This window comes from Pandoraea terrigena, assembly GCF_902459705.1.
Classification (GTDB): domain Bacteria; phylum Pseudomonadota; class Gammaproteobacteria; order Burkholderiales; family Burkholderiaceae; genus Pandoraea; species Pandoraea terrigena.
In genome coordinates this window covers 321,989-345,094 of record NZ_CABPRU010000005.1, presented here as the reverse complement: position 1 = coordinate 345,094, position 23,106 = coordinate 321,989, and the positions used below count along the sequence as shown (strand labels likewise).

At 65.8% G+C, this 23,106-nt stretch carries 13 protein-coding genes; 5 read left to right on the top strand and 8 right to left on the bottom strand.

Translation table 11 applies throughout. From position 1 onward, the window contains the following. Nucleotides 1-153 precede the first annotated feature (153 nt). From PTE31013_RS13700 to PTE31013_RS13680, 5 genes are all read left to right on the top strand, one after another. On the top strand, nucleotides 154-1,356 hold the full coding sequence (locus tag PTE31013_RS13700) for an efflux RND transporter periplasmic adaptor subunit (protein WP_150613333.1): 1,203 nt from the start codon (nucleotides 154-156) through the stop codon (nucleotides 1,354-1,356). After that, nucleotides 1,353-4,538 (top strand): efflux RND transporter permease subunit, encoded by a 3,186-nt coding sequence (locus PTE31013_RS13695; RefSeq protein ID WP_246174457.1) that lies wholly within the window; start codon nucleotides 1,353-1,355, stop codon nucleotides 4,536-4,538. Before PTE31013_RS13700 ends, PTE31013_RS13695 begins: the two co-directional genes overlap by 4 nt. Continuing rightward, complete coding sequence (locus PTE31013_RS13690) at nucleotides 4,538-6,028, top strand: efflux transporter outer membrane subunit (protein WP_425495566.1); 1,491 nt, start codon at nucleotides 4,538-4,540, stop codon at nucleotides 6,026-6,028. Before PTE31013_RS13695 ends, PTE31013_RS13690 begins: the two co-directional genes overlap by 1 nt. After that, entirely contained in the window at nucleotides 6,025-6,678 is a 654-nt protein-coding gene (locus PTE31013_RS13685) for a TetR/AcrR family transcriptional regulator (protein WP_150613331.1), read from the top strand. Before PTE31013_RS13690 ends, PTE31013_RS13685 begins: the two co-directional genes overlap by 4 nt. A gap of 117 nt (nucleotides 6,679-6,795) precedes the next feature. Continuing rightward, nucleotides 6,796-8,058 carry an NAD(P)/FAD-dependent oxidoreductase gene (locus PTE31013_RS13680; protein WP_150613330.1) on the top strand — a complete coding sequence of 421 codons (1,263 nt, stop codon included), beginning with the start codon at nucleotides 6,796-6,798 and terminating at the stop codon, nucleotides 8,056-8,058. Between the two features lie 96 nt (nucleotides 8,059-8,154). On the opposite strand, the gene PTE31013_RS13675 is transcribed toward PTE31013_RS13680, so the two are convergent. The 8 genes from PTE31013_RS13675 to bcsB all read right to left on the bottom strand — a co-directional run bounded on the left by PTE31013_RS13675 (nucleotide 8,155) and on the right by bcsB (nucleotide 23,094). Then, a complete protein-coding gene (locus PTE31013_RS13675; RefSeq protein WP_174978561.1) occupies nucleotides 8,155-9,090 on the bottom strand; it encodes a universal stress protein in 936 nt (311 codons plus the stop codon). Nucleotides 9,091-9,356: 266 nt separating this feature from the next. Then, the gene (locus PTE31013_RS13670) at nucleotides 9,357-10,355 is read right to left on the bottom strand and encodes an aldo/keto reductase (protein WP_150613328.1); all 999 of its coding nucleotides are present in this window, start codon (nucleotides 10,353-10,355) and stop codon (nucleotides 9,357-9,359) included. Nucleotides 10,356-10,493: 138 nt separating this feature from the next. After that, nucleotides 10,494-12,137 carry a cellulose biosynthesis protein BcsG gene (bcsG, locus tag PTE31013_RS13665; protein ID WP_150613327.1) on the bottom strand — a complete coding sequence of 548 codons (1,644 nt, stop codon included), beginning with the start codon at nucleotides 12,135-12,137 and terminating at the stop codon, nucleotides 10,494-10,496. A gap of 94 nt (nucleotides 12,138-12,231) precedes the next feature. Then, nucleotides 12,232-14,889, bottom strand: coding sequence for a UDP-forming cellulose synthase catalytic subunit (bcsA, locus tag PTE31013_RS13660; RefSeq protein ID WP_150613326.1), 2,658 nt, complete (start codon nucleotides 14,887-14,889; stop codon nucleotides 12,232-12,234). Then, entirely contained in the window at nucleotides 14,886-15,659 is a 774-nt protein-coding gene (locus tag PTE31013_RS13655; RefSeq protein WP_150613325.1) for a cellulose synthase operon protein YhjQ/BcsQ, read from the bottom strand. Before PTE31013_RS13655 ends, bcsA begins: the two co-directional genes overlap by 4 nt. 77 nt (nucleotides 15,660-15,736) lie before the next feature. Then, complete coding sequence (locus PTE31013_RS13650; protein ID WP_174978560.1) at nucleotides 15,737-19,591, bottom strand: cellulose synthase subunit BcsC-related outer membrane protein; 3,855 nt, start codon at nucleotides 19,589-19,591, stop codon at nucleotides 15,737-15,739. Further along, nucleotides 19,576-20,799: a cellulose synthase complex periplasmic endoglucanase BcsZ gene (bcsZ, locus tag PTE31013_RS13645; protein WP_150613323.1), complete on the bottom strand. Its 1,224-nt coding sequence runs from the start codon at nucleotides 20,797-20,799 to the stop codon at nucleotides 19,576-19,578. The genes PTE31013_RS13650 and bcsZ overlap by 16 nt, the downstream gene beginning before the upstream one ends. Then, nucleotides 20,800-23,094 (bottom strand): cellulose biosynthesis cyclic di-GMP-binding regulatory protein BcsB, encoded by a 2,295-nt coding sequence (bcsB, locus tag PTE31013_RS13640; RefSeq protein WP_174978559.1) that lies wholly within the window; start codon nucleotides 23,092-23,094, stop codon nucleotides 20,800-20,802. Between the last annotated feature and the right edge of the window lie 12 nt (nucleotides 23,095-23,106).

Below are 23,106 nucleotides of genomic sequence, written 5' to 3'. Positions count from 1 at the left end.
GGAACGTCGACAACAATCCAATGACACGGCCGCTATCGATAGTCATAGGGAGATGAAACGTGGCCCGCCCCCCGTTGCGGCACGCCGGCAATCCATATATCATCGCCCGTAGATTTATTCCGGATATCTCACTTTGTGAGTTGCGAGCGCACGATGCCCCTTCTACCTGACACCGTACTACGCCGCCGCCGGCTTTCCCTGGCCGTCGCCACCACGGCCATCGCTGCCGCCACATTGAGTGCGTGTTCGCGCGAGGCCCCGCGAGAGATACCTCCGCGCCCGGTCGTGGCGATGGCCGCCAAGGTCGCCGAGCACACGCCAGTCGTCTCGCTGCCCGCGCAGATCGAGGCGCGCTACACCACGCCGCTGTCGTTCCGTGTCGCGGGCAAGATCGTCGAGCGCGACGTACGACTCGGCGACGCCGTCAAGGCGGGCCAGATCGTCGCCCGGCTGGACCCGGCGGACCTCTCGAAGAACGCCGCGAGTGCGCGTGCCCAATTCGACGCCGCGCAGCACCAACTGGAATACGCGACGCAAACCGTGACTCGCGACCGCGCGCAAGCCCGCGAAAACCTCATCGCACCGGCACAACTGGAGCAATCCGAGAACGCCTATGCCAGCGCGCTCGCGCAGCGCAATCAGGCGAGCCAGCAGGCCGCGCTGGCTGGCGATCAGTTGAACTATGGCAGTCTCAAGGCTGATCGCGAGGGTGTGATTACCGCCGAGCAGGCCGACACGGGACAGAACGTCAGCGCCGGCCAGCCGGTGTACCAGTTGGCATGGACGGGCGACGTCGACGTGATTACCGACGTGCCCGAGGCCGCACTCGGCGCACTGCGCGTCGGACAGACGACGACGGTCTCGCTGCCCGCCGTGCCGGGCAGGACGTGGCAAGCGCGCGTGCGTGAAATCGCGCCCGCCGCCGACCCCTTGAGCCGCACGTACCGGGCCAAGCTCTCGCTGCTCTCGCCCGGCCCCGACGTCCGCCTCGGCATGACGGCCAACGTCGCGTTCGCGCAGCCCTTTACCGCGCCCGTGACGCCATCCTCCCTGTCGGCCACGCCGGCCACCGCGGCGTCCGGCGCCAGCGTCACGCTCGTGGATGGCCCGCCGATCACGCTGCCGTCGACCGCCCTTTTTCACAAAGGCAATCAACCCGCCGTGTGGGTCGTCAAGTCCGACGACACACTGGTGCTGCGACGCGTGAAGATCGCGCGCTACGGCGAGCGCACCGTCACGGTCGCGGGTGGCATTCAACCCGGTGAGCGCGTCGTCTGGCAAGGCGCGCACACCGTCACGGCTGGCGAGAAGGTCCGTGTGATCGCGCCGCTGCACCCCGAGGACTTCGCGTCATGAGCGCACCGGACGGGAAGCCGCCCGTGCCCGCGCCGTCATCCCCACGGAACGACGATCGTCACGAAGAGGGCCGCTTCAACCTCTCCGCATGGGCACTGCGGCATCGCTCACTCGTCGTCTTCCTGATCGCGATGTCCACGATCTTCGGCATTCTGGCTTACTCACGCCTCGCGCAATCGGAAGATCCGCCGTTCACGTTCCGCGTGATGGTCATCCGCACGTACTGGCCGGGGGCGAGCGCCAAACAGGTGCAGGAGCAGGTCACCGACCGGATCGCGCGCAAGCTTCAGGAGATGCCGGCCATCGACTTCCAGCGCAGCTACTCGCGCCCCGGCGAGTCGCTGCTGTTCTTCTCGATGAAAGATTCGGCGCCCGCGAGCGACGTGCAGGAAGAGTGGTACCAGGTCCGCAAGAAGGTCGGCGACATCGCGTACACGTTGCCGCAGGGCGTGCAAGGGCCGTTCTTCAATGACGAATTCGGTGACGTCTATACACATATCTTCACGCTCGAAGGCGACGGCTTCGGCCCCGCCCAGTTGCGCGACTATGCCGACTCGCTGCGCACCGTGCTGTTACGGGTGCCGGGCGTGGCGAAGGTCGACTACTTCGGCGACCAGGAACAGCGCGTCTACGTCGAGATCAACAATACGCAGTTGACGCGCCTTGGCATCTCGCCGAACCAGATCGCACAGGCCGTGGGCGCGCAGAACGCGGTCTCGCCGGCCGGCACCATCGACACACCCAACGACCGGCTGGTCGTGCGTCCGAGCGGCCAGTTCCGCAACGCGGATGCGCTCGCCGACACGCTGATCCGCGTGAACAACCGTACCTTCCGCCTGGGTGACATCGCCACGATCAAGCGTGGTTATGTCGACCCGCCTGTCTCGGAGATGCGCTTCGGTGGCAAGCCCGTGCTCGGCATCGGCATCACCATGCAAAAGGGGCAGGACGTCATTCACCTGGGCAAGGCGCTGGCCGGCACGATGGGCGAACTGCGCGCCCAGTTGCCCGCCGGTCTCAAGCTCACCGAAGTCGCGAGCATGTCGCAGTCGGTGTCGCATTCGGTAGACGACTTCCTCGAAGCGGTGGCCGAAGCCGTCGCCATTGTGCTGGTGGTGAGCCTCGTCTCGCTCGGATTCCGTACCGGCATGGTGGTGGCGATTTCGATTCCGGTCGTCCTCGCGGTGACGTCGTTGTTCATGTACCTCTTCGACATCGGGTTGCACAAGGTGTCGCTCGGCACGTTGATCCTCGCGCTCGGCCTGCTGGTGGACGACGCCATCATCGCGGTCGAGATGATGGCCGTGAAGCTTTCCCAAGGCTGGAATCGCAAGCGCGCGGCCGCCTTCGCCTACACCAGCACGGCATTTCCCATGCTGACCGGCACGCTCGTGACGGTGTCCGGCTTTCTCCCGATCGCCTTGGCGAAGTCGAGCACCGGCGAATACACGCGCTCGATCTTCGAGGTCTCGGCCATTGCACTGCTCGCGTCGTGGCTGGCCGCCGTCGTGCTCATTCCGCTGCTGGGCTACAAACTGTTGCCCGAGCGGGCGCGCGAGGCGCATCACGGCGACGATCACGAACACGAGGTCTATGACACCCGGTTCTACAACCGCCTGCGCGGCTGGCTGACCTGGTGCATCGAGCGCCGGTTCGTCGTGCTTGCCATCACCGTCGTGCTGTTCCTGATCTCGATGGCTGGCTTCTCGCTCATCCCCCAGCAGTTCTTCCCGAGTTCCGACCGGCCCGAACTGATGGTCGATCTCCGGTTGCCGGAAGGCGCGTCGTATCCAGCGACGCTGCGCGAGACGCAACGTCTGGAGGCGTTGCTCAAAGGCCGCAAGGAGATCGATCACACGGTCAGCTTTGTCGGCACCGGCGCGCCGCGCTTCTATCTGCCGCTCGACCAGCAATTGCCCACGCCGAATTTCGCGCAACTGGTGATTACCGCCAAGTCCGTCGAAGACCGTGAGGCGCTCGCCCAATGGCTCGAGCCGACGCTGCGCGAGGCCATGCCCGGGGTGCGCACTCGCTTGTCGCGGCTGGAAAACGGCCCCCCGGTCGGCTTTCCGGTGCAGTTTCGCGTGAGCGGCGACGACATCGGCAAGGTGCGCACGATCGCCGAACAGGTGGCCGAGGTCATGCGCAAGAACGGCGATACGACCGACGTCCAGTTCGACTGGGACGAGCCGTCGCAACGTTCGGTGCGCTTTGAGGTCGATCAGCAGAAGGCTCGCGCGCTGGGAGTGAGCTCGACGGATATCTCGAACTTCATCGCCATGACGCTCACAGGCTACGACATCAGCCAATACCGCGAGCGCGACAAGCTGATCTCGATCACGCTGCGCGCCCCCAAGGCTGAGCGAGTGGATCCCGCGAAACTCGCCACGCTCGCCATGCCCACGCCGAACGGCCCGGTGCCGCTGGCCACGCTCGGCCACATGGTCAATGATCTGGAATACGGTGTGATCTGGGAGCGCGACCGGCAGCCGACCCTCACCGTGCGCTCGGATGTGCGCGCGGGCAAGCAAGGCATCGATGTGACCGAAGCCGTCTACCGCTCGCTCGGCGACATTCGCAAGGCCCTTCCCGTGGGGTATCGCATCGCAATCGGCGGGTCGGTCGAAGAATCCGCCAAGGGGCAGTCGTCGATCATGGCGCAAATGCCGATCATGATCATCGCGGTGCTCACGCTCCTGATGATCCAGCTCCAGAGCTTCGCGCGCACCCTGCTCGTCGTGCTCACGGCCCCACTCGGCATGATCGGCGTGGTTGCCACGCTGCTGCTGTTCGGCAAGCCGTTCGGTTTCGTGGCAATGCTCGGCGTGATCGCGATGTTCGGCATCATCATGCGCAACTCGGTGATCCTGGTCGACCAGATCGAGCAGGACATCGCCGCCGGACACCCGCGCTTCGACGCCATCGTGAGCGCCACCGTCCGGCGCTTTCGGCCGATCACGCTGACGGCCGCGGCCGCCGTGCTTGCGCTGATTCCGCTACTGCGCAGCAACTTCTTCGGACCGATGGCGACGGCGTTGATGGGCGGCATTACCAGCGCCACGGTCCTTACCGTGTTCTTCCTGCCAGCGCTGTACGCCACGGCATTCCGCGTACGTCACAGCGAACGTGCCTCCCCCGCCCACCCCACACACGCCGCCGACTCGCAAGGAGACCGCTCATGATGCCGCGTCTCACCCGGCGCGGATGCGCCCCGCTCGTCCCCGTCCTTGCGTTGTGGCTGGGTGCCTGCTCGTTCACCCCGGGTGACGCGCCGCCCGCCATGCCATCGCCCGCGCAATATGGCGTCGGCACGCTACCGGCACGCACCGACGTGGCGCAAGGGACAGCGCAACAGTTCGACGTGGGCGCGGCGCCCGTGAGCGCGTGGTGGCATCGCTACCGCTCGCCCACGCTCGACGCCCTCGTCGACGAAGGGCTGCGCAACAGCCCTACCCTGTCCTCTGCGGAACATGCCTTGCAGGGCGCACGCGAGCAGTTGAAGGCGCAGGTCGGTGGGTCGCTCTTCCCGTCGATCGATCTTGGCGGCGACGTGGCGCGCGAGCGCGCGCTCGGCATCCCGACGCTCGGGCCGCCGACCGCCCTGTACAACATGTTCGTGGGACAGGTGCAGGCGCGCTATACGTTCGACTTCTTTGGCGCCTCGCGCTTTGCCAATGCGTCGCTGGCGGCCCAAGTCGATCAGCAGGCGTTCCAGCTCGAAGCGGCGCGGCAGGCGCTTGCGGCAAACATCGTCTCCGGCGCCATCGGGGCGTCGGTGCTTGGTGCCCAGGTCAAGGCGACCGACCGGCTCGTGGCGCTGGCGCAGACCGACGCTACGGAGATGGCGCGACGCGAGGCGCTCGGCGCCGTCTCCCGCGCCGACGCGCTGGCGTCCGCGCAGAGCGCCGAGACGCTCGCGGCGTCGCTGCCAGGCTTACGCGCGCAGTGGCAGTCCACGCGTCACGCCTTGGCCGTGTTGCTGGGCCGCACGCCCGATCGTGCCCCCGACGACCTGGCACTGGGGGAGCTGCGCGTCCCGCAGCGAGTACCGGTCGTCGTGCCGTCGACGTTGCTGCAATCGCGACCCGACATCCAGGCGGCCGAGATGGCGCTCAAGGCCGCCTCGGCCGAAGTCGGCGTGGCCACGGCGCAGCTGTTCCCGAGCCTGACGCTCAGCGCGTCAATGGGCAAAGGCGGTTTCCATTGGCCAACCGTGCTATCCGGCGCCGGATCGTTGTGGAGCGTAGCCGCGTCGATCACGCAGCCGATATTCCACGGCGGCGCGTTGCTGGCGCAGCGTCGCGCGGCGATCGCCACGTATGAGGCGGCCGTCGACCAATACAGGCAGACAGTGCTCGCCGCGTTCAAGAACGTGGCCGATACGTTGGCGTCGCTCGAGGCGGACAATACGTCGCTGCGGCACGCCGACCTTGCCGGCGCGGCGGCCGAGCAGATCTACCGCGACACAGCCGCCCGCGTGCGCCTGGGCGCCCTGCCGATGTCGGCCGCCCGTGGGCGCGAGCAACAGTACTGGAACACCTACCTGACGACAGTGCGTGCAACCGGCGCGCGTTTGTCAGATACTGCGCTCCTCTTCTACGCGATGGGGGTACCGCCGGCGACCGATGCCGCCGAGCCCGCACGCCCCATGCACGACGCTGTCCAACGATGACCGCCACACCAACCCCACGAGGCCGACGCCCCAAACACCTGCCCGATGGCCGCGCCGCGCTGCTTGCCGCCGCCATCGATGCCTTTTCGCAACTGGGCTACGACGGCGCCAACCTGCGCGGCATCGCTCGGGGGGCAAAGGTCGATGCCAGCCTCGTGCGCGTGCACTTTGGCTCGAAGGAGCAGTTGTGGCGCGCGTGCGTGGATGCGCTCGAAGCCGCGCTCGCGGCGCCGGGCGAGCACCTGCGTTCGCTCTCGCTCGACACCGCGCGCCCGGTGACCGAACGCCTCAAGGAAGCCATCGCCATCATCGCGGCCCACGCCGTCAACCATCCCGAGCACAAACGGTTCATCGCGCAACAAGCGTCGGAGACCGGCGATCGCGGCGCGATTCTGCACCGCCAACTGGTGATGCCCGTCTACGAGGCCATGGCGCCCCTCATCGTGCAGGGCATGCAAGCGGGTGTCGTGCGTGCCGAGCATCCGGCCATGTACTTCTGCGTGCTCGTCCACGCGCTGCACCCGCCGCCCGGCTCGCCGGTGCTGATGCAGTTGATCGCGCCGCAGGTCGGTGGCGACGCGTTCGGGCCGGCCCTCGTCAAGCAGGTCGAATGGCTGTTCTTCGCCGACCCGAACGCCCCAAAGGGTTGAGGGGTATCGGCGGCAGGTGGCGTGGCAATGTGACGAACGCCATCTTGGCGGTATCCGGGACGCGATAGCCACGACGATGCATTACACTGGCGACCGCCTTCTTTTCCTCTCATCCCCATGTCCGAAGCTACCTCCACCACCGTCATTCTCGGCGCCGGTCAAGCCGGCGGCGAAACCGCCCTCGCGCTGCGTCAACTCGGTTACCCCGGGCGCATCGTGCTCGCCGGCAGCGAAACCCACCTGCCGTATCGCCGTCCGCCACTCTCGAAGGCCTTCCTGGCCGGCCAGGCCGATGAAGCCAGCCTGCTCATTCGCCCCGCCGACGCTTGGGAGAAGGCCGAGATCGACGTGCGTCTGGGGGTGACCGCCACCGCCATCGACCGCGCAGCACGCACTGTCACGTTCAACGACGGCCAGTCGCTGGGCTACGACCATCTGGTGCTGGCACTCGGCGGCCGCGTGCGCCATCTGCCGATCCCGGGCGGCGACGCCCCTAACGTCTACTACCTGCGCAACATCGCGGACGCGACGCGTCTGCGCGAAGCACTCACGCCCGGCAAGCGTGTCGTCGTGGTTGGCGGCGGCTACATCGGACTGGAAGTGGCGGCAAGCGCCGTCAAGGCCGGCACCGCCGTGACGGTGCTCGAAGCGGCCCCGCGCCTGCTGGCCCGCGTGGCGGAAGCCGATCTGGCTGAATTCTTCGCGGCCCTGCATCGCGCGAACGGCGTCGATGTCCAGGTGGGCGTCGGCGTGACGGCGCTGGAGCAGGATGCGGCCGGTCAGGTCGTGGCGGTCGTGGCCGGTGACAAGCGTCTGCCGGCCGACGTCGTGGTCGTGGGCATCGGCCTCGTGCCCAACACGGAACTGGCGCAGGCCGCAGGACTCACGGTCGAGAACGGCATTGTCGTCGACGAGTTTGCCCGCACGAATGATCCGGCGATCTTGGCGGTGGGTGACTGCGCGCACCATGAACATCCTGCGCTTGGGCGTCGCATCCGGCTGGAATCGGTGCCGAGTGCCAGTGAAATGGCCAAGGTGGCGGCGAGTGTCGTGCATGGCGATGCACCCAAGGCCGTCGCGACCGCGCCGTGGTTCTGGTCGGACCAGTTCAACGCGAAGTTGCAAATGGTCGGTCTGACCGACGGCCATGATGCCGTGGTCGAGCGCCGCTTGCCGGATGTGCAGGGCGCCGCTGTGTTCATGCGTTTCTATCTGCGCGAGGGCGCCGTCGTGGCTGCCGCGAGCGTCAACCGCGCGCAGGAGTTCCTGGCGGCACGTGAGCTGGTCGGCCGCCGTGCGGTGGTCGACCCGGTGCGCCTGGCCGATGCCGCCACGCCCCTCAAGACGCTGCTCGCGGAACTCGGCCCGGCCGCTGCCTGAGGCCTGCGGCATTTGGCCGACGCGACGAATCCCGGGCGCGCAAGCCCGGTACGCCAGGCGTCTCGACGATCGACACGCCGCTGGCTGGCGCGCGTATCACTCCGCCGGCGCTTGCGCCGGCAGCAGCAACACCGGTCGGCCCGCATGACGGGCTGTGTCCTCGGCGACGCTGCCCAGCGTGAAGCGCCGGAAACCCCGCCGCCCGTGTGTGCCGAGCACAATGACATCGGCGTCGGCCGCTTTGCCCGCGGCGATGATCTGATCGGCCACACCCTCGCCGATCGGCGCAATCTCCCGCATCTCGACGTCTCCGGGCACCTCCGCATCATGCAGACGCTGCGTTGCCCACTTCAACGCCTGCTCGCCCACGGCGCGCACCGCGCCAAGCAACGGGGCCGGATCGAAGCCTTCGAGGAACGGCCCCGGCATATCCAGCACATGGACGACGCGCAACGTCGCCCCATGCGTGCGGGCGAGTGAAAGCGCATATTCGAAGGCGCGGTGCGACGTCTCGCTGTCATCCAGCGCGACGAGTATGCGTTCGTAATGCCCGCCGGAGCGCAACGGCAAATGCGGCCGAGCCTCGCCCGCCACCAGCATCACTGGCACCTCCGCACTTCGCAGGATCTGTTCGGCGACGCTGCCCAGCATGGCGCGCCGAACACCGCTGCGGCCATGCGTGCCAACAATGATGATGTCGGCGCCCCACTCGCTAGCCTCGCGGGTCGTGGCCTCGGGCACGGTCTCGCCAGTCGTGCGCAGATCGAGCAGGTGCGCCTGCGGATCCAATCCTTCTTCCCGCAGATACAGCACCGCACGCGCCAGGTGTTCCTCGCCTTCACGCTGCATCTCGCGGCGCACTTGTTCCAAATCGATGAGCTTGCCGAAGGTCGACGTCACGAGCGTGACAGGATCTTCCACTGTGTGAATGACCCGGATCATATCGCCGTTGCGCGCAAAGGCGGCCGCCTCGCGCAGGGCCCGGCGCGACGATTCGCTACCGTCGGTCGCCAGCAGAATACGTTTTGTCATGAGCAGCCTCGCAGGAAGCGTCACAGGAAGGCCGCGCGCGCACACGCGGCGCGTCCGGCATCGTGCCATCGCCCAAACCGTTTTGACTGTCGAACCATGACGCGACGCGCTTACTATACCGCTCGATCAGGGCCGACGACTAGCCTCGCCAGGGCGACCGTTCGCCTCAATACGCCATCGCTTGACGCAACGCAAAAACGCCACAGGCCCGACGCATCGGGCCTGTTTACGTTGATCCCATCGGCAAGCGGCGAAAAACGTCGCGCTTATCGGGCGGCGTCGCCCCAGCGATAGGCGTGCGACGCTTCGTCGAGTTTCGCCTTGAGGTCGGCGTCGAGCGTGTAGTCGACGGTGCCGAGCGTCTCGGTCAATTGTTCAACGCGGCTCGCGCCGATGATCGCCGACGTGACGACCGGATTCGCCAGCACCCACGCGAGCGACAGACGCGTCAGCGACTCCCCGGCGTCCTTGGCGATGCCTTTGAGCGTCTCGATGGTCTCGAACTCGCGCTCGTGCCAGTAGCGCTGCTGGTACATGGCGCCCGCCTTGCCGACCGTCGCCGTGGTGAAGCGTCCTTCGCTGGGCGCGGCGTCGTGACGGTACTTGCCGGTCAGCAAACCGCCGGCAAGCGGGTTGTAAGGGATGACGGCCAGACCTTCTTCGCTGGCCAGCGGCAACAGTTCGCGCTCGATCTGGCGGAACAGCAGGTTGTAGCGCGGCTGCACCGACACGAAGCGCGCCACGCGCAGCACGTCGGCGCGGCCCAGTGCCCGTGCGAGACGATAGGCGAGGTAGTTCGACACGCCGATGTAGCGCGCCTTGCCCGACTTCACAATGGTGTCGAGCGCCTCGAGCGTTTCGTCGATCGGTGTGTCGGTGTCGTCGGAGTGCAATTGATACAGGTCGACGTAATCGGTCCCCAGACGGCGCAGCGACGCATCGATGGCATCCAGCAAATGCTTGCGCGACGCCCCCTTGTCCCACGGTGACGGGCCCATCTGGCCGCACGCCTTGGTCGCAACGATGAACTGGTCACGACGCCCCTTGAGCCAGCGGCCGACAATCTCCTCGGTGCGCCCGGACAGCGAGGTGTCGGCGCCGAGCGGGTAGACATCGGCAATATCGATGAAGTTGACGCCCGCGTCGGCGGTGCGCTCAAGAATCGCATGGCTGGCGGCCTCGTCGGTTTGCAGGCCGAACGTCATGGTACCCAGGCACAAGCGGGAAACGCTCAGGCCGGTGCGGCCGAATTTCGTGTATTGCACGGTAACTCCCGGAAGTTTCGGTTCAGGCGATCTCGGACGACGATCGCGGGCTGCGCTGCCGGCGATCGCAGGCAAGAGCGCACAGTATGCGCGATTCGGCGAAAACGCGTGCGCGGGCCTGCGGGCGGCGTCGGCGCGCTACTCCATCGATTTCAGATCCACCCAGACGCCGTCGGTACCGCGAATGAGCGTCTTGCCGCCATACTTCATGACGGTGGTCTGCTCGTTGGCCGACACGAAGGCCGTCTGCGGCAGATCGGTCGCATACCGCGCCAGATCGGGCGCTCCCGCGAAGGGGTTGTTCGCGATCAGATGCGAGACGAGCGTCATCAGCGCCAGATAGCTCGTGGGCGTGGAAATGGTGACGGGCGTGCCGTGACCCGCCGTCGCACCGTTGCCGAAGCCCACGAGCTTGACCGCGACCGGCACGTTCGTGATCCCAGGCAGCGGAATCTCGCGCATACCGGAGACTTGCAGCTTGCTGCCACGCAGCGCGGCCCCATGTTCCGGCACGAACACTACGACGGCCTTGCGGCCCGACTTCGCAATGGTGTCGATGAACTGGCTGAAGTCGTCGAACATCGCTTTGGCTCGTATCGGATAGCTTTGCTCGCTGGTGAGCGTCGAGCCTTCGAGACGGTTGCCATCGTGCAGCGAGATCGTGTTGTAGTAGAGCGCCACGCGTTTGTCCGGCAAGGTGGTGCGCTGCTTCCACCACGATTGCAGCACGTCGCCGTCCGAGCGGATCGGGGTTTCGTCGAATGAGCGCATGACGACACGCGCGTGTGTATTGTCAAACGGCGTAATGCCCTGAACGTTGAAGTTCTGCTGCACTTCCCGCATGAAGTTGTCGAAGTGCCCGTCGTGGTTCATCGCGAGCGTCGGCGTGAAGCCAAGCGTCTTCAGGTTGCTCATGACATAGCACTGCGGATCGGCAGGATCGTACAGCGCCTTGTGCGTCGGCTGACCGCAGTCGGCGCGCAGCACGCGAATGGCCGCCGGGCCGCTGTAGCTCGCCGCCGAGTTGAAATTCTTGAAGACGAAATCGAAGCGGGCGAGCAACGGCTGGTTGGCGAGATCGTCGACATCGAGGTCATCCTGCGAGAGCGAGCAGATGTGCAGAAAGATGATGTCGAAGTCCGGGCCGGCCCCGGCTTGTGCCGGTAGCGAGACGGCGCGCGTCAGTTCGCGCGCGTAGAAGCTGTTGAGTGCCGCATCCGGATTTGCGCCCAGCGGCACCTCTGCGTTACCCGCCACGAATGCTCCAGCACCCGCTGCCGCACTTCCGCCACCGGCGGCGCCAGATGCTGCACCCGCCATGACGGCCGTCTTATCGCCCTGTGCGGCTACCACCGGGGAAACCGACACCAATGTCCCGACACGCAATACGCCCGGCACGATCAGGAGCGCGAGCAGCACGAAAGTCGTCACGCGCACCCAACGGTTCACGATCCAGTACGCGAGCATCATGATCGCCAGCAGCAACCAGTCGCTCGCCGGGACAAAGCGTCCCAGCAGTTCGGCGATGTATGAGAGACGGAATTGCAGCAGTTCGGGCAACTGCTCGATGAAGCGGGCGAAGGGCGGCAGGTTCGAATCGTAGTAGAGCAATGCCGCCCCCGCCGGGACGGCGATCAACTGCCGCGCGATGCGCGCCCAGAGTGGACGCAGCCGAATCGTGAGCAACAGCGCGAAGACGAAGTTCGGCAGCACGTGAAAGCCGATGATGCCCGCCCACAGCAGCAACAGCTTCAGGATGAAATAGAGGTTCCAGATACCCATCGTATGGTTCCTTGGCGCCGGTTTCGTCCGGCTCACGTTTCGTCCGCTTCCGAGTAACTGTTTTCCTGCGTTGCTGCATGTCGTCCGAGCCGCCTTACGTCTGACGCACACCCCGCAGACGATTCTGCCAACGCGTCACGAGCTTATTGAGCAGGTAGTTCGCCAGCACCTGATAGCCACGCAGGCCCATCGCCAGCATTTCGAAGAGCGCCTTGATCGGCTCGTCCCGTGTGCGCTCGGCATCCCAGTCGCGCCACGCGTCGGCGCGACCGAACGTGAATTGCACAAGATGTTTGTCCTGCTCTTCGGTGAGCGGCAGGAACGAGAGAAACAGGTCCTGTCCTCGCCCGCCGACCACGCTCACCGGAAAGCCGTATTCATTCACGCCACGCGCCAGTGCCACTTGCGCCTCGGTACCCACGGTCAGATCGATCGGCACGGGCATTCGCAGCGCCAGGCCGCCGCCCGAGAAGTCGCGCGTGTGGCACGCCATCGTGCGTCCGTCCGGCAGGTATAGCGTGGCGGGCACGCGCATCAACACCCGGTGAGTGCGGCGTACCTGCTTCACTTCGGTCGCCACGGCCACGGCAGCCCCCAGAACCGCAAGGTTGAACGTCGTCCATCCCAAATTGAAGATCAACGCGCCCGTCACGTGGGCCGGGCCATAAAAATAGCGCAATATGCCCGCCACGAACCCCAGCAAATTGACGCTGAGCAATACGAGATAAGGCTTCGAGATGCTCCAGTCGAAAAAGCTTTGCTCAATCAGGCCCCCCTTGGTCGTCACATTGAACTTGCCGTAACGCGGGTTGATGAACGCCAGCGTCGTAGGTAGCGCCACATACCACGCGAGCACGGCCTCATACACATCCGACCAGAACGAATGCCGGTATTTTCCCTGGATACGTGAGTTGGCGATGTTCGCATGCGCGATATGCGGCAACACGTAAGCGCAAATACTGAGTGCGGCCGCATGCACGATGTGCAACCCGAAGAAGAGATAGCACATCGGCGCGAGCAGGAAAATAATGCGCGGAATACCGTAGAGAAAGTGAAGCATGGCGCTGACGTAGCAGAGGCGCTGACCGAGGCGCAGACCGGGGCCAAAGATCGGATTGTCGACACGGAATATCTGGGTCATACCGCGTGCCCAGCGAATGCGTTGCCCCACGTGCCCGGAGAGCGATTCAGTGGCCAGGCCGGCCGCCTGCACCACTTTCAGGTACACGCTGTTCCAACCTCGGCGGTGCATCTTCAGCGCAGTGTGCGCGTCTTCCGTCACCGTTTCGATTGCGACGCCGCCGACTTCCTCTAGCGCCGTGCGACGCAGCACCGCACACGATCCGCAAAAAAATGCGGCGTTCCACAGGTCATTGCCGTCCTGCACGATTCCGTAGAACAGGCGCCCTTCATTCGGTACTGCCCCACGCGTGGCAAGGTTGCGTTCGAACGGATCGTCGGAAAAGAAGTGATGCGGCGTTTGCACGAGCGAGCAGCGCTCGTCCTTGAGGAATGCTCCCATTGTCGTTTGCAGAAACGAGCGCACAGGGATGTGATCGCAGTCGAAAATGGCAATGAACTCGCCCTGAGTCTTGCTCAACGCATGGTTGATGTTGCCCGCCTTGGCATGCCGGTTGTCGGGGCGGGTCATGTAGTGCACCCCCGCTTGCTCGGCAAAGTCGCGCATGAAGTCGCGACGCCCGTCGTCGAGCAAGTAAATGTTGAGTTTCTCGGATGGCCAGTCGATTCCGCTAGCGGCGTAGACGGATGGCCGCACCACGTCAAGCGCCTCATTGAATGTCGGAATATAGATATCGACGGTCGGCCATTGGCTCGTATCCGGCGGCAGCGGCGTGATGGGACGACGCAACGGCCAAACCGTCTGAACATACCCGAGCAGCAGAATCAGCCATGTGTAGACTTCGGCCGCGACAAGCGTATAACCGGCCGTCGCTTCGGCCACGCTGTCAAATCCCAGCGACTGAGTGAGACGCCACCACACATAACGAATCGTTGAAATGAGCGACAAGCCGATCAGCACGAGCACGGAATATTGACTCTCGAGGCGCCGGAACACCAGCGCCAACGTGAGCGTGCAAATCGAGAACAGCAATTGCTCGAAGGGATCAAACGGTGTCGTCGCGATCCAGAACACGCCGATCAGCCCGAGCAGCGCGACGATCGCCGATGTCACACGCCACTGCACCGCGTGTTCAAGGTACGTATCGAATCGGTGGGCGAGCTGTCCGGATGTGCCGGGCGGGATACCAAAGATTGTCAGCACCACCCGCGACCGCACAAGGTCGTAGTACTTCCGAAACGCCAGCCATGCCGTGTAAGGCGGGAACGCCGGGCGACGCTCGGCCCGACGCCATGCCAGCGCACTCACGATCTGCCCGAAACTCGCATCTGACGGGGCGTCGATCCGATACGTAACGCGTTCGTTGATCCACGCCAGCACACGTCCCGGATAGTCGGGCCGTCCTGGGCGCGCAGGTTGAAACACAAGGCGTAGCCACCAGTCGCGCCATTGGTCGAGTTGACGGACGTCGAGCCGCGCTGCCAACAACGCCACGGCATGGTCGCCAGTTCGCGAGATCCACAGTCGATGCTGCGGCGAACGCAACGTTGCGGCGAGTACCCACTGCAGCGCGCTTGGGGAGCGCCTGCCCGGTCTAGGCGACACGCCGAAACGCACGACCAGCATCTCGCGACCCAATCGGTGAAGTGAGCGCAACGCGTCGCGGATCATTTCTCGCCCCTTCCCGACCGGTCCAGCACCTCGTCCGGGGTGGTGGCGCGCATCAGCCACGCAGCCAAACGCGCGAAATCGAGAGCCGCCTGCGAGCCGAACCCGGCGTTCGCCAGTGTCTTACCGTTCGCCGCCATCGTGCTGATCGCCTCGTCGCGATGAATGCGCAGCGGCACGACGGCCTCCCCCGCGCGCGCCTGCATCAGGTGCAGAAGATCGTTGTTGAACGAGGAATTGGCCGCGGCCAGATTCGGTACCATCTGCACGCGGCCCGCACAAGCCGCCATCAGATCCGGTTGTGTGACATAGCCCGTGGTTGTCACGGGCACGATACCCAGTATCAGATCGGCGGCCGCCACCGCCGCTTGCGCCGCCATGTCGGGCAAGCGTTGCGTGTCGATGAGCACCCGCGTGCCCGGCGCCAACCCGAGCGCATCAAGCTGGCGTCGCAAACCTCCGGTATCTTGTTGCAGCCACTGGACGAGCGCGGCGAGCGTGGTCGGGTCGGTACGCCCCGCGGGCAGCAACGGCACGCCGGCGGGTGTATCGCACAACACGCTGTGCCAACAGTCCGGTGCAACGCCCGGCGACAGCACGCCTTTGCCACACGCCTCGCGCAGCCCGAGCACCGAGCCGATGCTGTTCTGGGCGTCGAGTTCAAGCACCACAACCGGATGCGAGGCGTACGCAAGTTGCGCGGCTAAATGGGCCGTGACGGTGCTGCGGCCAGCGCCACCGGCACTGGAAACAACGGCGATGAGCGTCAGCATGTGCCCTCCCCGGCCGCGTCCTCGGACGCGCGTGAAACGGCGATGATCAGAACGGAATCGAGGCGAGCGCTCATGGGTCAATAACTCCAGATCGGGCGTACCGGCGAAGGCGGCATCGGTACCTCACCGCGACGCGCGTCAAAGTGATAACGCAGGTAGACGAGGAAGCGATTCGGCGCGTAATAGTCCGAGCGCTCGAACTGCGCCTGCGCGCCGATCACCCAATGGCGGTTGACCCAATACTCGGCGCGCCCGAGTAGCGAAAAGCCCACACCGAAGCCGCCTCCCGAGCCGTACGTCAAATCGCCACTGGCCGCTTGAAGGGCCCCGTTGGTCGGAAAGTACGGCATCGCCTTCTCCTGACTCTGCGAGACCGACACCGACCCGCGCAGATAGTACGACCAGCGTTGCATGCGGCCGTACCATTCCAGCGGCAGCGTCAGTGACACATAGGTTTGGGGGCTGTAATACCCGCCGTGGCCGTAGGTGTAAAACCGCTCGTTCTGCGCAAAGCTGTCGAAGAACACCGTGACGCCTGTGTTCATGCGCATGTCGCGCTTGTAGATGAGTGGCAGGTCGACACCCGCGCGCGCCGACACCTCCGAGTTGTTGAGCACATTCTCGCCGGTCAGCCGTGCCACGCTCGCTTCGCCGAAAATGCCCCACTTCAGGAAGTCGCGCGACGCGTGGAACGTGAGTGCATCCCGCCGTACACCGCCCCATTTGCCGTCGCCGAAGATCTCCGGCAGCGGCAGGGACGACCCGGCGTACGACACCATGCTGCCTGTCATCGGCCGACGCGACACGTCGACCCAATATTGATAGCGGTCGACGTTGCCGAACAGACGTACACCGCCGGTCACGTAGGAAATGGGAAAGCCCACTGGCGTATGACCGATGTCAGCCCGGATCCAGTCGTTCTCATAGCCGAGCATGAGTGCCTGCCCGTGAGCCTTCTGGCGCTTCGTGCCGTAGTCGCTCTGCACACCGGGATTGGCGGCCCGGAATGCGGGCACATCAAGCAGTGGCAACGTGCCGAACTCCGACGTGCCGTTGAGCGGCAAGTCGCCGGCGTCCGCGCTGACGTAGTCGGTCTGGGCAAACACATGGCCGTCGTAACCGACCGCGTACTGGCCGTACACCGGCACGGCGCGGGCGTTGAACATCGAGATGCCGCCGTCGCCCTTCTTCTCGTCGATTTCGTAACCCGCCGCGACATAGCTGTTACGGCGCGCTTCGAGCGAGTCGATGGCCGACTCGGCCGACGTCATGCCGTCATAGCCCGGCAGCGCGCCCTGCACGATTTCCTCCTTGCGCGCCTGGTCGTACCATCCCTTCGCCGCCGGGTAATGACGCTGCGACTGCGCGATGCGTCCGCGCTGCACGGTCACGGCCGGCGTATCCGGGAATTGCGCGCGCAGCTTGTCGGTGAGCGCAATGGCTTCGTCGAACCGTTGCATCGCCGTGAGCCGCCGCACCGCGGCGAGTTGCGTCCAGACGTCGTCGGGCGAGGCCTCGGCCAGTGCGCGATCGAGTTCTCGGTTGGCTGCCGCGTCGTCCTGCATCTCGTAGAGCACGCGGACAAGCGAGAGGCGCGCGTCCTGATCGTTCGGGTCCTGCCGGAGTTGCGCTTGCGCGATCTTGCGCGCGTCGTCGAAGCGGCGCTCGTCGAAATAGAGGTCGCCCAGCATCGACTGCGCACGTTTATCGGGCGGTTGCCGCGAGAGCAACGGATCGAGCTTGTCGCGCGCCTTCGTGAAGTCGCCCAACGCCCGTGCGCGATCAGCCTCGCGCAGGGCGAGACGATCCTGCAAATCCTGCCATTCGGCGCGTTGATCCGCGCCGAGCGTGGCAGGATCGATGCCCGCCAGGAACGTGCCGAGTGCCGTATCGCGTTCCGCCGTATCGAGCAATTCGGCGTAGCGCAATTGCGCCTCTGGCGGTGGCTTGTCGGCGTGCGCCGCGAGCCAGTCGCGCATGAGCGCCAGCCCCGTCTCGGGCTGCCCCGCCGCCACATGTGCGCGCGCGACTTCACCGATCAGCTCCGGGTCATCGCCGGCCATCGCCAAGGCCTCGGCATAGCGGCGCTCGCTCTGGGCATCGTCGCCCGCAGCATGCGCTTCTCGGGCCAGACGCGCCGTGTCGCGAATGGCGAGTGTCGTCCGCAGGCGCCGGATCGACGGTGTGACGTTCGCGGCCGGAATTTGCGCGAGCGCGGCGCGGGCCCCGGCCTCGTCGTCGATGACATTCAGATAGAGGGCCTGCGCATACAACATCTGCGCACGGTCGTCGGGCGGGAGCGGCTGGCGCAAGCCTTCGGCCATCACGTCGCGACCGATCTGCGGCAAACGCAGCTTCCGGTAGAGGCTGGCGAGCGAGTAGCGTGTCCAGGCATTGCCCGGGTCGAGCGTGACGGCGCGCTCCAACGCCGCGAGCGCCGGGCCGTTGTGGCCTTGGGCCGTCTCGCGCTCGGCGTCATCGGACAGGGCCGCGGCCTCGGCCTTGTCGAAGCGCGCCTTGTCGTGCGGGAACCGGTGCCGCAAATCGCCGAGCAAGCGGGCCAACTCGGCGCGGCGCTGCTGACGCGAATACAACGTGATCAGACCGCGCAATGCCACGTCGTTATCCGGCTCGATCTCGAGCGCCTGCTGGAAGAGCCGCTCGGCGTCATCGTCGCGCTTGTCGTCGAGCGCAATGTCGCCCAGCAACGCCAGGCCATCGGGATTGCGCGGATCGCTGGCCAGGGCGCTGCGCACAAGCCGATCGGCCTCGGCGAGGTGACCGGCGTCGCGGGCGCTGCGCGCGTCGGCCAGCGCCCCCCAGAATCGCGACGTCTGGAGCAGCGAGCGCCACTTGTGCGCGTTCGCCGGATCCTTGTGCAGCGCCTGTGAAAACAGTGCCTGCGCCGCTTTGTGATCGCCTTGACGCATCTTGACCAGCCCCAGCGATCCGAGCAGTTCGCCGTCGTCGGGACGTTTGGCGCGGGCGGCATCGAGTGACCTCTGGGCATCGCTCAGCCGCCCCTGGTCGAGCGCTTTGATGCCCGCCTGCCGCGCTTGATATGCCGGGTCGTTGCGCATCCGCATGCGCGCCGCCTCCTGCGCGTTGAGTTTGTCGTACGCGGCGCGAATGTCGGTGTCGTTGGGCGAGAGCGCAAGATAGCGCTGATAGAGCGGCAGCCAGGCCAGATCGCCGTCAGCCCGGGACAGGCCCTTCTGCCAGAGCGGCAGCAAGGTGTTCAGATCAGCATCCGGCCGCGCGGCCAGTTCCGCCACCATGCGCGTGCCCGCCAGGCGGCTCGCCGGGCGGTCGATCATCAACTCGGCCAACGACTGCGACGCACGCGAATCGCTGGGCGAGTCCTTCGCAAGCGCCGCCAGTCCTCGTTGCGCCGCCGGCCAACCGTGGGTGGCGTTGGCCTGAGCGCGGAAGTACTCGACGCCGAGATCGCCACTGGGCGGGCCGTCGGGAAACAGCGCCTGGTATTGCGCGAAGGCCGCATCGGCCTGTCCACTGCGCTGCAGCAAACGCGCGCGCGCCATGCGGGACTTGTCGACGGTGTTCACTCGGATCACATCGGCCAGCGCGCTCGTGGCGGGGGCGTTCGGATACCGTGCGCGCAACGTCTGCAACGCCTTGTTCGCCTGCTGCGGATGGTTCTCTTCAATCTCAATCTGACCTAGCAGCGACAACACGTCAGGCTGCTCCGGTTGCACGAGCAATGCCTTTTCCAGCGCAGCGCGAGCAAGATCGTTGCGATGGCGGGCATGCCAGAGCGAAGCGCTTGCGAGCAGGCGGCTCACATCACGATTCATGGCCACGGCATCCGCTTGGCGGCTCACGCCCGGGCCCGACGCGGCACGCGCGGGAGCGCCGCCCGCTGCCATCAGCACACAGGTCAGACACGCGGAGCGAATCAGCGTGTTGCGCAAGTCGCCTCCCATGGCACCCGCAACGTGCCGTCGGCGGCAAAACGGAAGCGTCCGTCGTACCAGCCGAGACCGAACAACGAGAGCACCGAACTGTAGTAGCCCGGCGCCGATTGCGCTTCGAGCCCCCGCGCGCGCGCGACTTGCACCTGCGCGTGCGCAGTATCGCCCACCGCATGAAGCAACGGCACCAGGGCCGCGGAAAAGCCGGCGCCACCGACCTGATTGGCGGTGCCATCGCGCGTATTGACCCGCTCGGGCGGGGCGCCGTGGGCCGCGACATACCGCAGCATGCCGCCGAACGTGTGCATCAACGCGTGAAGGTCATCGCTGTCCGGCGCGAGCATGCCGGCCCACAGATACACGCGAATCGCGTTGTAGCTGCCCTCACCCTTCGTGTCCGGATCGATCTCGAATCCGCGGCCCGCGCGGTACATTGCCCATTCCGGGACGAACCCCAGCGGCGGCGCCGTCAACGAGATTTGCTTACGTGACGACGAGATCAGTTGCGCCCAGCCACTCTCGGGAAAACGCCCCGCCAGATATCGCACCACCTGCATCGGCACATAGCTGGGATTGAGCCGCCACAGGTCTATTGCAGGATGAAAGCCGACCGGCGCCGGTAGCAGCGTGCGCCCAAGGCCCGGGATAAAGTCGGTCGCCTGCGCCGCGATACGACGCGCGACGAGAGCACCCAGCGCCGTATAGCGCCGCACGTTCCACAACCGTCCCGCCTCGCCCAGCGCGTAGGCGATCCACATGTCGGCGTCGCTCGCCGGGTTACGGTCGAGCACGCCCCACTGCCCATCGTCCTGCTTGCCCCAGAGCCACGCGGGCAACTGGGCGGTCAGATCGCCCTGCGCGAGGTTGTTGGCGGTCCAGTCGAGCACCGTGTCGAATGTGGCGCGATCGTTGGCGATCAGCGCGAAGGTCAAAGCATAGGCCTGGCCCTCCGACACCGTGCGCTGATCGCCCATGCTGCGATCGATCACACGCCCGTCGTCGCTCAGGAAACTTGCCTTGAAACGTGCCCAGTCCGGCCAGTTGACTGGGGCGCACGTCCCCCCGGCCGTCGTGGGCGCGGACGCAGCCATCGCCGGCGCGCCGTGCGCATCGCGCGCCAGACCACCGAGCATCGGCAACGCACTGCATGCGGCGAGCGCACGCAACACGTCACGACGGCGCCGGCCCGTACCATCCGCACGTGTCATTCACTGCTCCAGACGTCGCGCGGCACGGCGCTGCAACCAGCCGAAGCCCTTGAGCGCAATCGCGAATGCCGCCAGCAACGCGACCAGCCCCACCAGAATCGGATGACTCGAAAGATGGTACCGAATGCGGGTCCACCAGCTCACATCGCCCACGAAGTAGCGTTGACCAAGCCGGAACGATTCGGCGCGATCGCCGCTGAACACGGCCAGATCGCCATGGATCTCCGCCCGTCGGGCGTTGTCGTCGATGGCATCGACCACGCTGAGCAACGCGTCGTCGCTCGACGCATTGATCGCCACCACCGACCGCGAGCGGCTCACCGGCGACTCGAATCCGACGAGTGCCGCGAGCGGTCCCTTGGACAATGCCTCCATGCGGGCCGGGCCAACGGGACTTGCCGCAAGCGCCGAACCGATCGCACCATCCTCCCGCGAGGCCTGCGGCTGGGCGGTCATCACGCGGCGCGTCTGGTCGATGATCAGCGGCAGATTCTTGCCCCACTTGACCAGCAGGTCCGCCACGTCCTTGCCGCCGACCATCAGCAGGTCACGATCTTTGAAACGATCGGTCTGCGTCGTGTCGAGCACGTCGAAGCGATCGGCATAGACGCCGGTCGAACGGCCAAACTGGCCGAGCGTCGCGAAGACGGTTTCGAGTTCCGACGTGTCCGGCGTCTTCGACATCACGACGGCCGTCTGCGCAAGATCGGCGTACTTCGTGAATGGGAATCCGCTGCCGACGAAGAAGCTCAGGTTCGGCATCTCGGCATAGTGCGGCAGGCCGCTGAAATCGATGGTCGAATCGGCGTCGATCGCAGAGCGTGCCGCGTGAGTGATCGTCTGGCTGCACATCCCTTCCTTGTGCGGCTCCATCGCGAACTGGAACGACAGCGCGTTGCGCGACGCCACCTGGAAGGCGGGGATACGCACCTCCTTGCGATCGGCCATGGTGCCGTCGGAGAGCAACTCCACCAGCATGTGGCTCGTGTCGGTACTTGTGCCCGACGCACGCAGACGATAGGCACGCACGAACTGATCGTTGATCGACACGCTCATCGACGAATCGTCAGGCTTGACCGGCGGCGTGTAGCGATACTTCAGGTCCATCGGCACGCCCGTGTTCTGCCACGTGAGCAGATCGGCGGGCAGGTTGAGCCGAAGGCGGATCGGCCACGGCGTATAACCGCTCGCTTGCAGGTCGCCCGGATTGTCGACCAGTTCGCCGAACTTCACGGGCCGGTCCGTGCGAACCCATCGGGGTGCGTCGTAGGCTGCGCGCGGCGGCATCGGAGTGAGTGCATCGATACGCATGGCATCGCCCGACAGCGCGGCGCGTCCCGAGACGAGCGCAAGCGCGGCCGTCTCCAGGTCCTTCGCGTCGCGCCCCTGAACGACGAGCAACTTGAGCGACGGATCGTCCGGGTTGGACATCATCCGCAGCGTCGGGGCGTCGACCTTCGGCAAATCAAGCCCGGGCAACATCGTGTCGTTCGTGACGAACACGATGGCGTGCTTCGACGGCAGTGTCTTCACGCTAACCGGGAAGCGTGTACGGCGATAGTCGCCGATCGCGCCTGCCCACGTGGCCACGACACCGGCGGCATGCACCACGGCGAGCGATGGTGGTGCACCGAAGACGAACGGAATCGACTGGTCGCGGTTATCGTGGCGGTCGAAGAACGGAGCGGGCAGCGTGGCCAGATCGTTGCGCAGCGTAAGCGGCTGCGTGCTAGTGACGATCTCGCTCTGCGGACTGATGTCCGCCCACAGGCTGGAATGCATCGGATCCTCGCACTCCATCGTGTAGTGCCCGATCAGCACCAGCCGCACGCGGTTGAAGCCCGAGAGCAAGCGCGGGTCCAGCGCGATGTCGCGCACGAGCGGCTTGCCGCCGTCCTGCTTGTTGAACGGCAACGTGGCGATCAACTCTTCATTCAGGAATATCTTGAGCTGCGAGAGATCGGGGATCAGTGCCGGCGAATAGGTGTAGCGCAGCCGCAACAACGCCGAGGCGACGGTCCGATCGAGTCGGATTCCGAAGTTGACGTCGCCCGACCCTTCAGTGCCGCGCAATCGTAATCCTTCAGTCTGTCCCAACTGGGCAAACGTGACCGTGCGCTGACGGGAACCGGGCGGTGTCGGCACGAGCGCTGCGGGGTTGCCCGACGGGTCCTGCGATGCGCTTGCGCCTGGCGCGGCGCCCGCCGCGACAGCCGTGCCCTGGGACGCCGGCGCTCGACTTGCCCGGCCTGGCGCGGGCGCCGCCGCCGCAAGCCGGGGACCTGCGAGGTCCATCGCTGCGGCGGC

What these genes read in the sequence shown, in the direction of transcription:
- PTE31013_RS13700 (WP_150613333.1), top strand. Translation starts at nt 154, where the DNA reads ATGCCCCTTCTACCTGACACCGTACTACGCCGCCGCCGGCTTTCCCTG.
- PTE31013_RS13695 (WP_246174457.1), top strand. Translation starts at nt 1,353, where the DNA reads ATGAGCGCACCGGACGGGAAGCCGCCCGTGCCCGCGCCGTCATCCCCA.
- PTE31013_RS13690 (WP_425495566.1), top strand. Translation starts at nt 4,538, where the DNA reads ATGCCGCGTCTCACCCGGCGCGGATGCGCCCCGCTCGTCCCCGTCCTT.
- PTE31013_RS13685 (WP_150613331.1), top strand. Translation starts at nt 6,025, where the DNA reads ATGACCGCCACACCAACCCCACGAGGCCGACGCCCCAAACACCTGCCC.
- PTE31013_RS13680 (WP_150613330.1), top strand. Translation starts at nt 6,796, where the DNA reads ATGTCCGAAGCTACCTCCACCACCGTCATTCTCGGCGCCGGTCAAGCC.
- PTE31013_RS13675 (WP_174978561.1), bottom strand. Translation starts at nt 9,090, where the DNA reads ATGACAAAACGTATTCTGCTGGCGACCGACGGTAGCGAATCGTCGCGC.
- bcsG (WP_150613327.1), bottom strand. Translation starts at nt 12,137, where the DNA reads ATGGGTATCTGGAACCTCTATTTCATCCTGAAGCTGTTGCTGCTGTGG.
- bcsA (WP_150613326.1), bottom strand. Translation starts at nt 14,889, where the DNA reads ATGATCCGCGACGCGTTGCGCTCACTTCACCGATTGGGTCGCGAGATG.
- PTE31013_RS13655 (WP_150613325.1), bottom strand. Translation starts at nt 15,659, where the DNA reads ATGCTGACGCTCATCGCCGTTGTTTCCAGTGCCGGTGGCGCTGGCCGC.
- bcsZ (WP_150613323.1), bottom strand. Translation starts at nt 20,799, where the DNA reads ATGACACGTGCGGATGGTACGGGCCGGCGCCGTCGTGACGTGTTGCGT.
- bcsB (WP_174978559.1), bottom strand. Translation starts at nt 23,094, where the DNA reads ATGGACCTCGCAGGTCCCCGGCTTGCGGCGGCGGCGCCCGCGCCAGGC.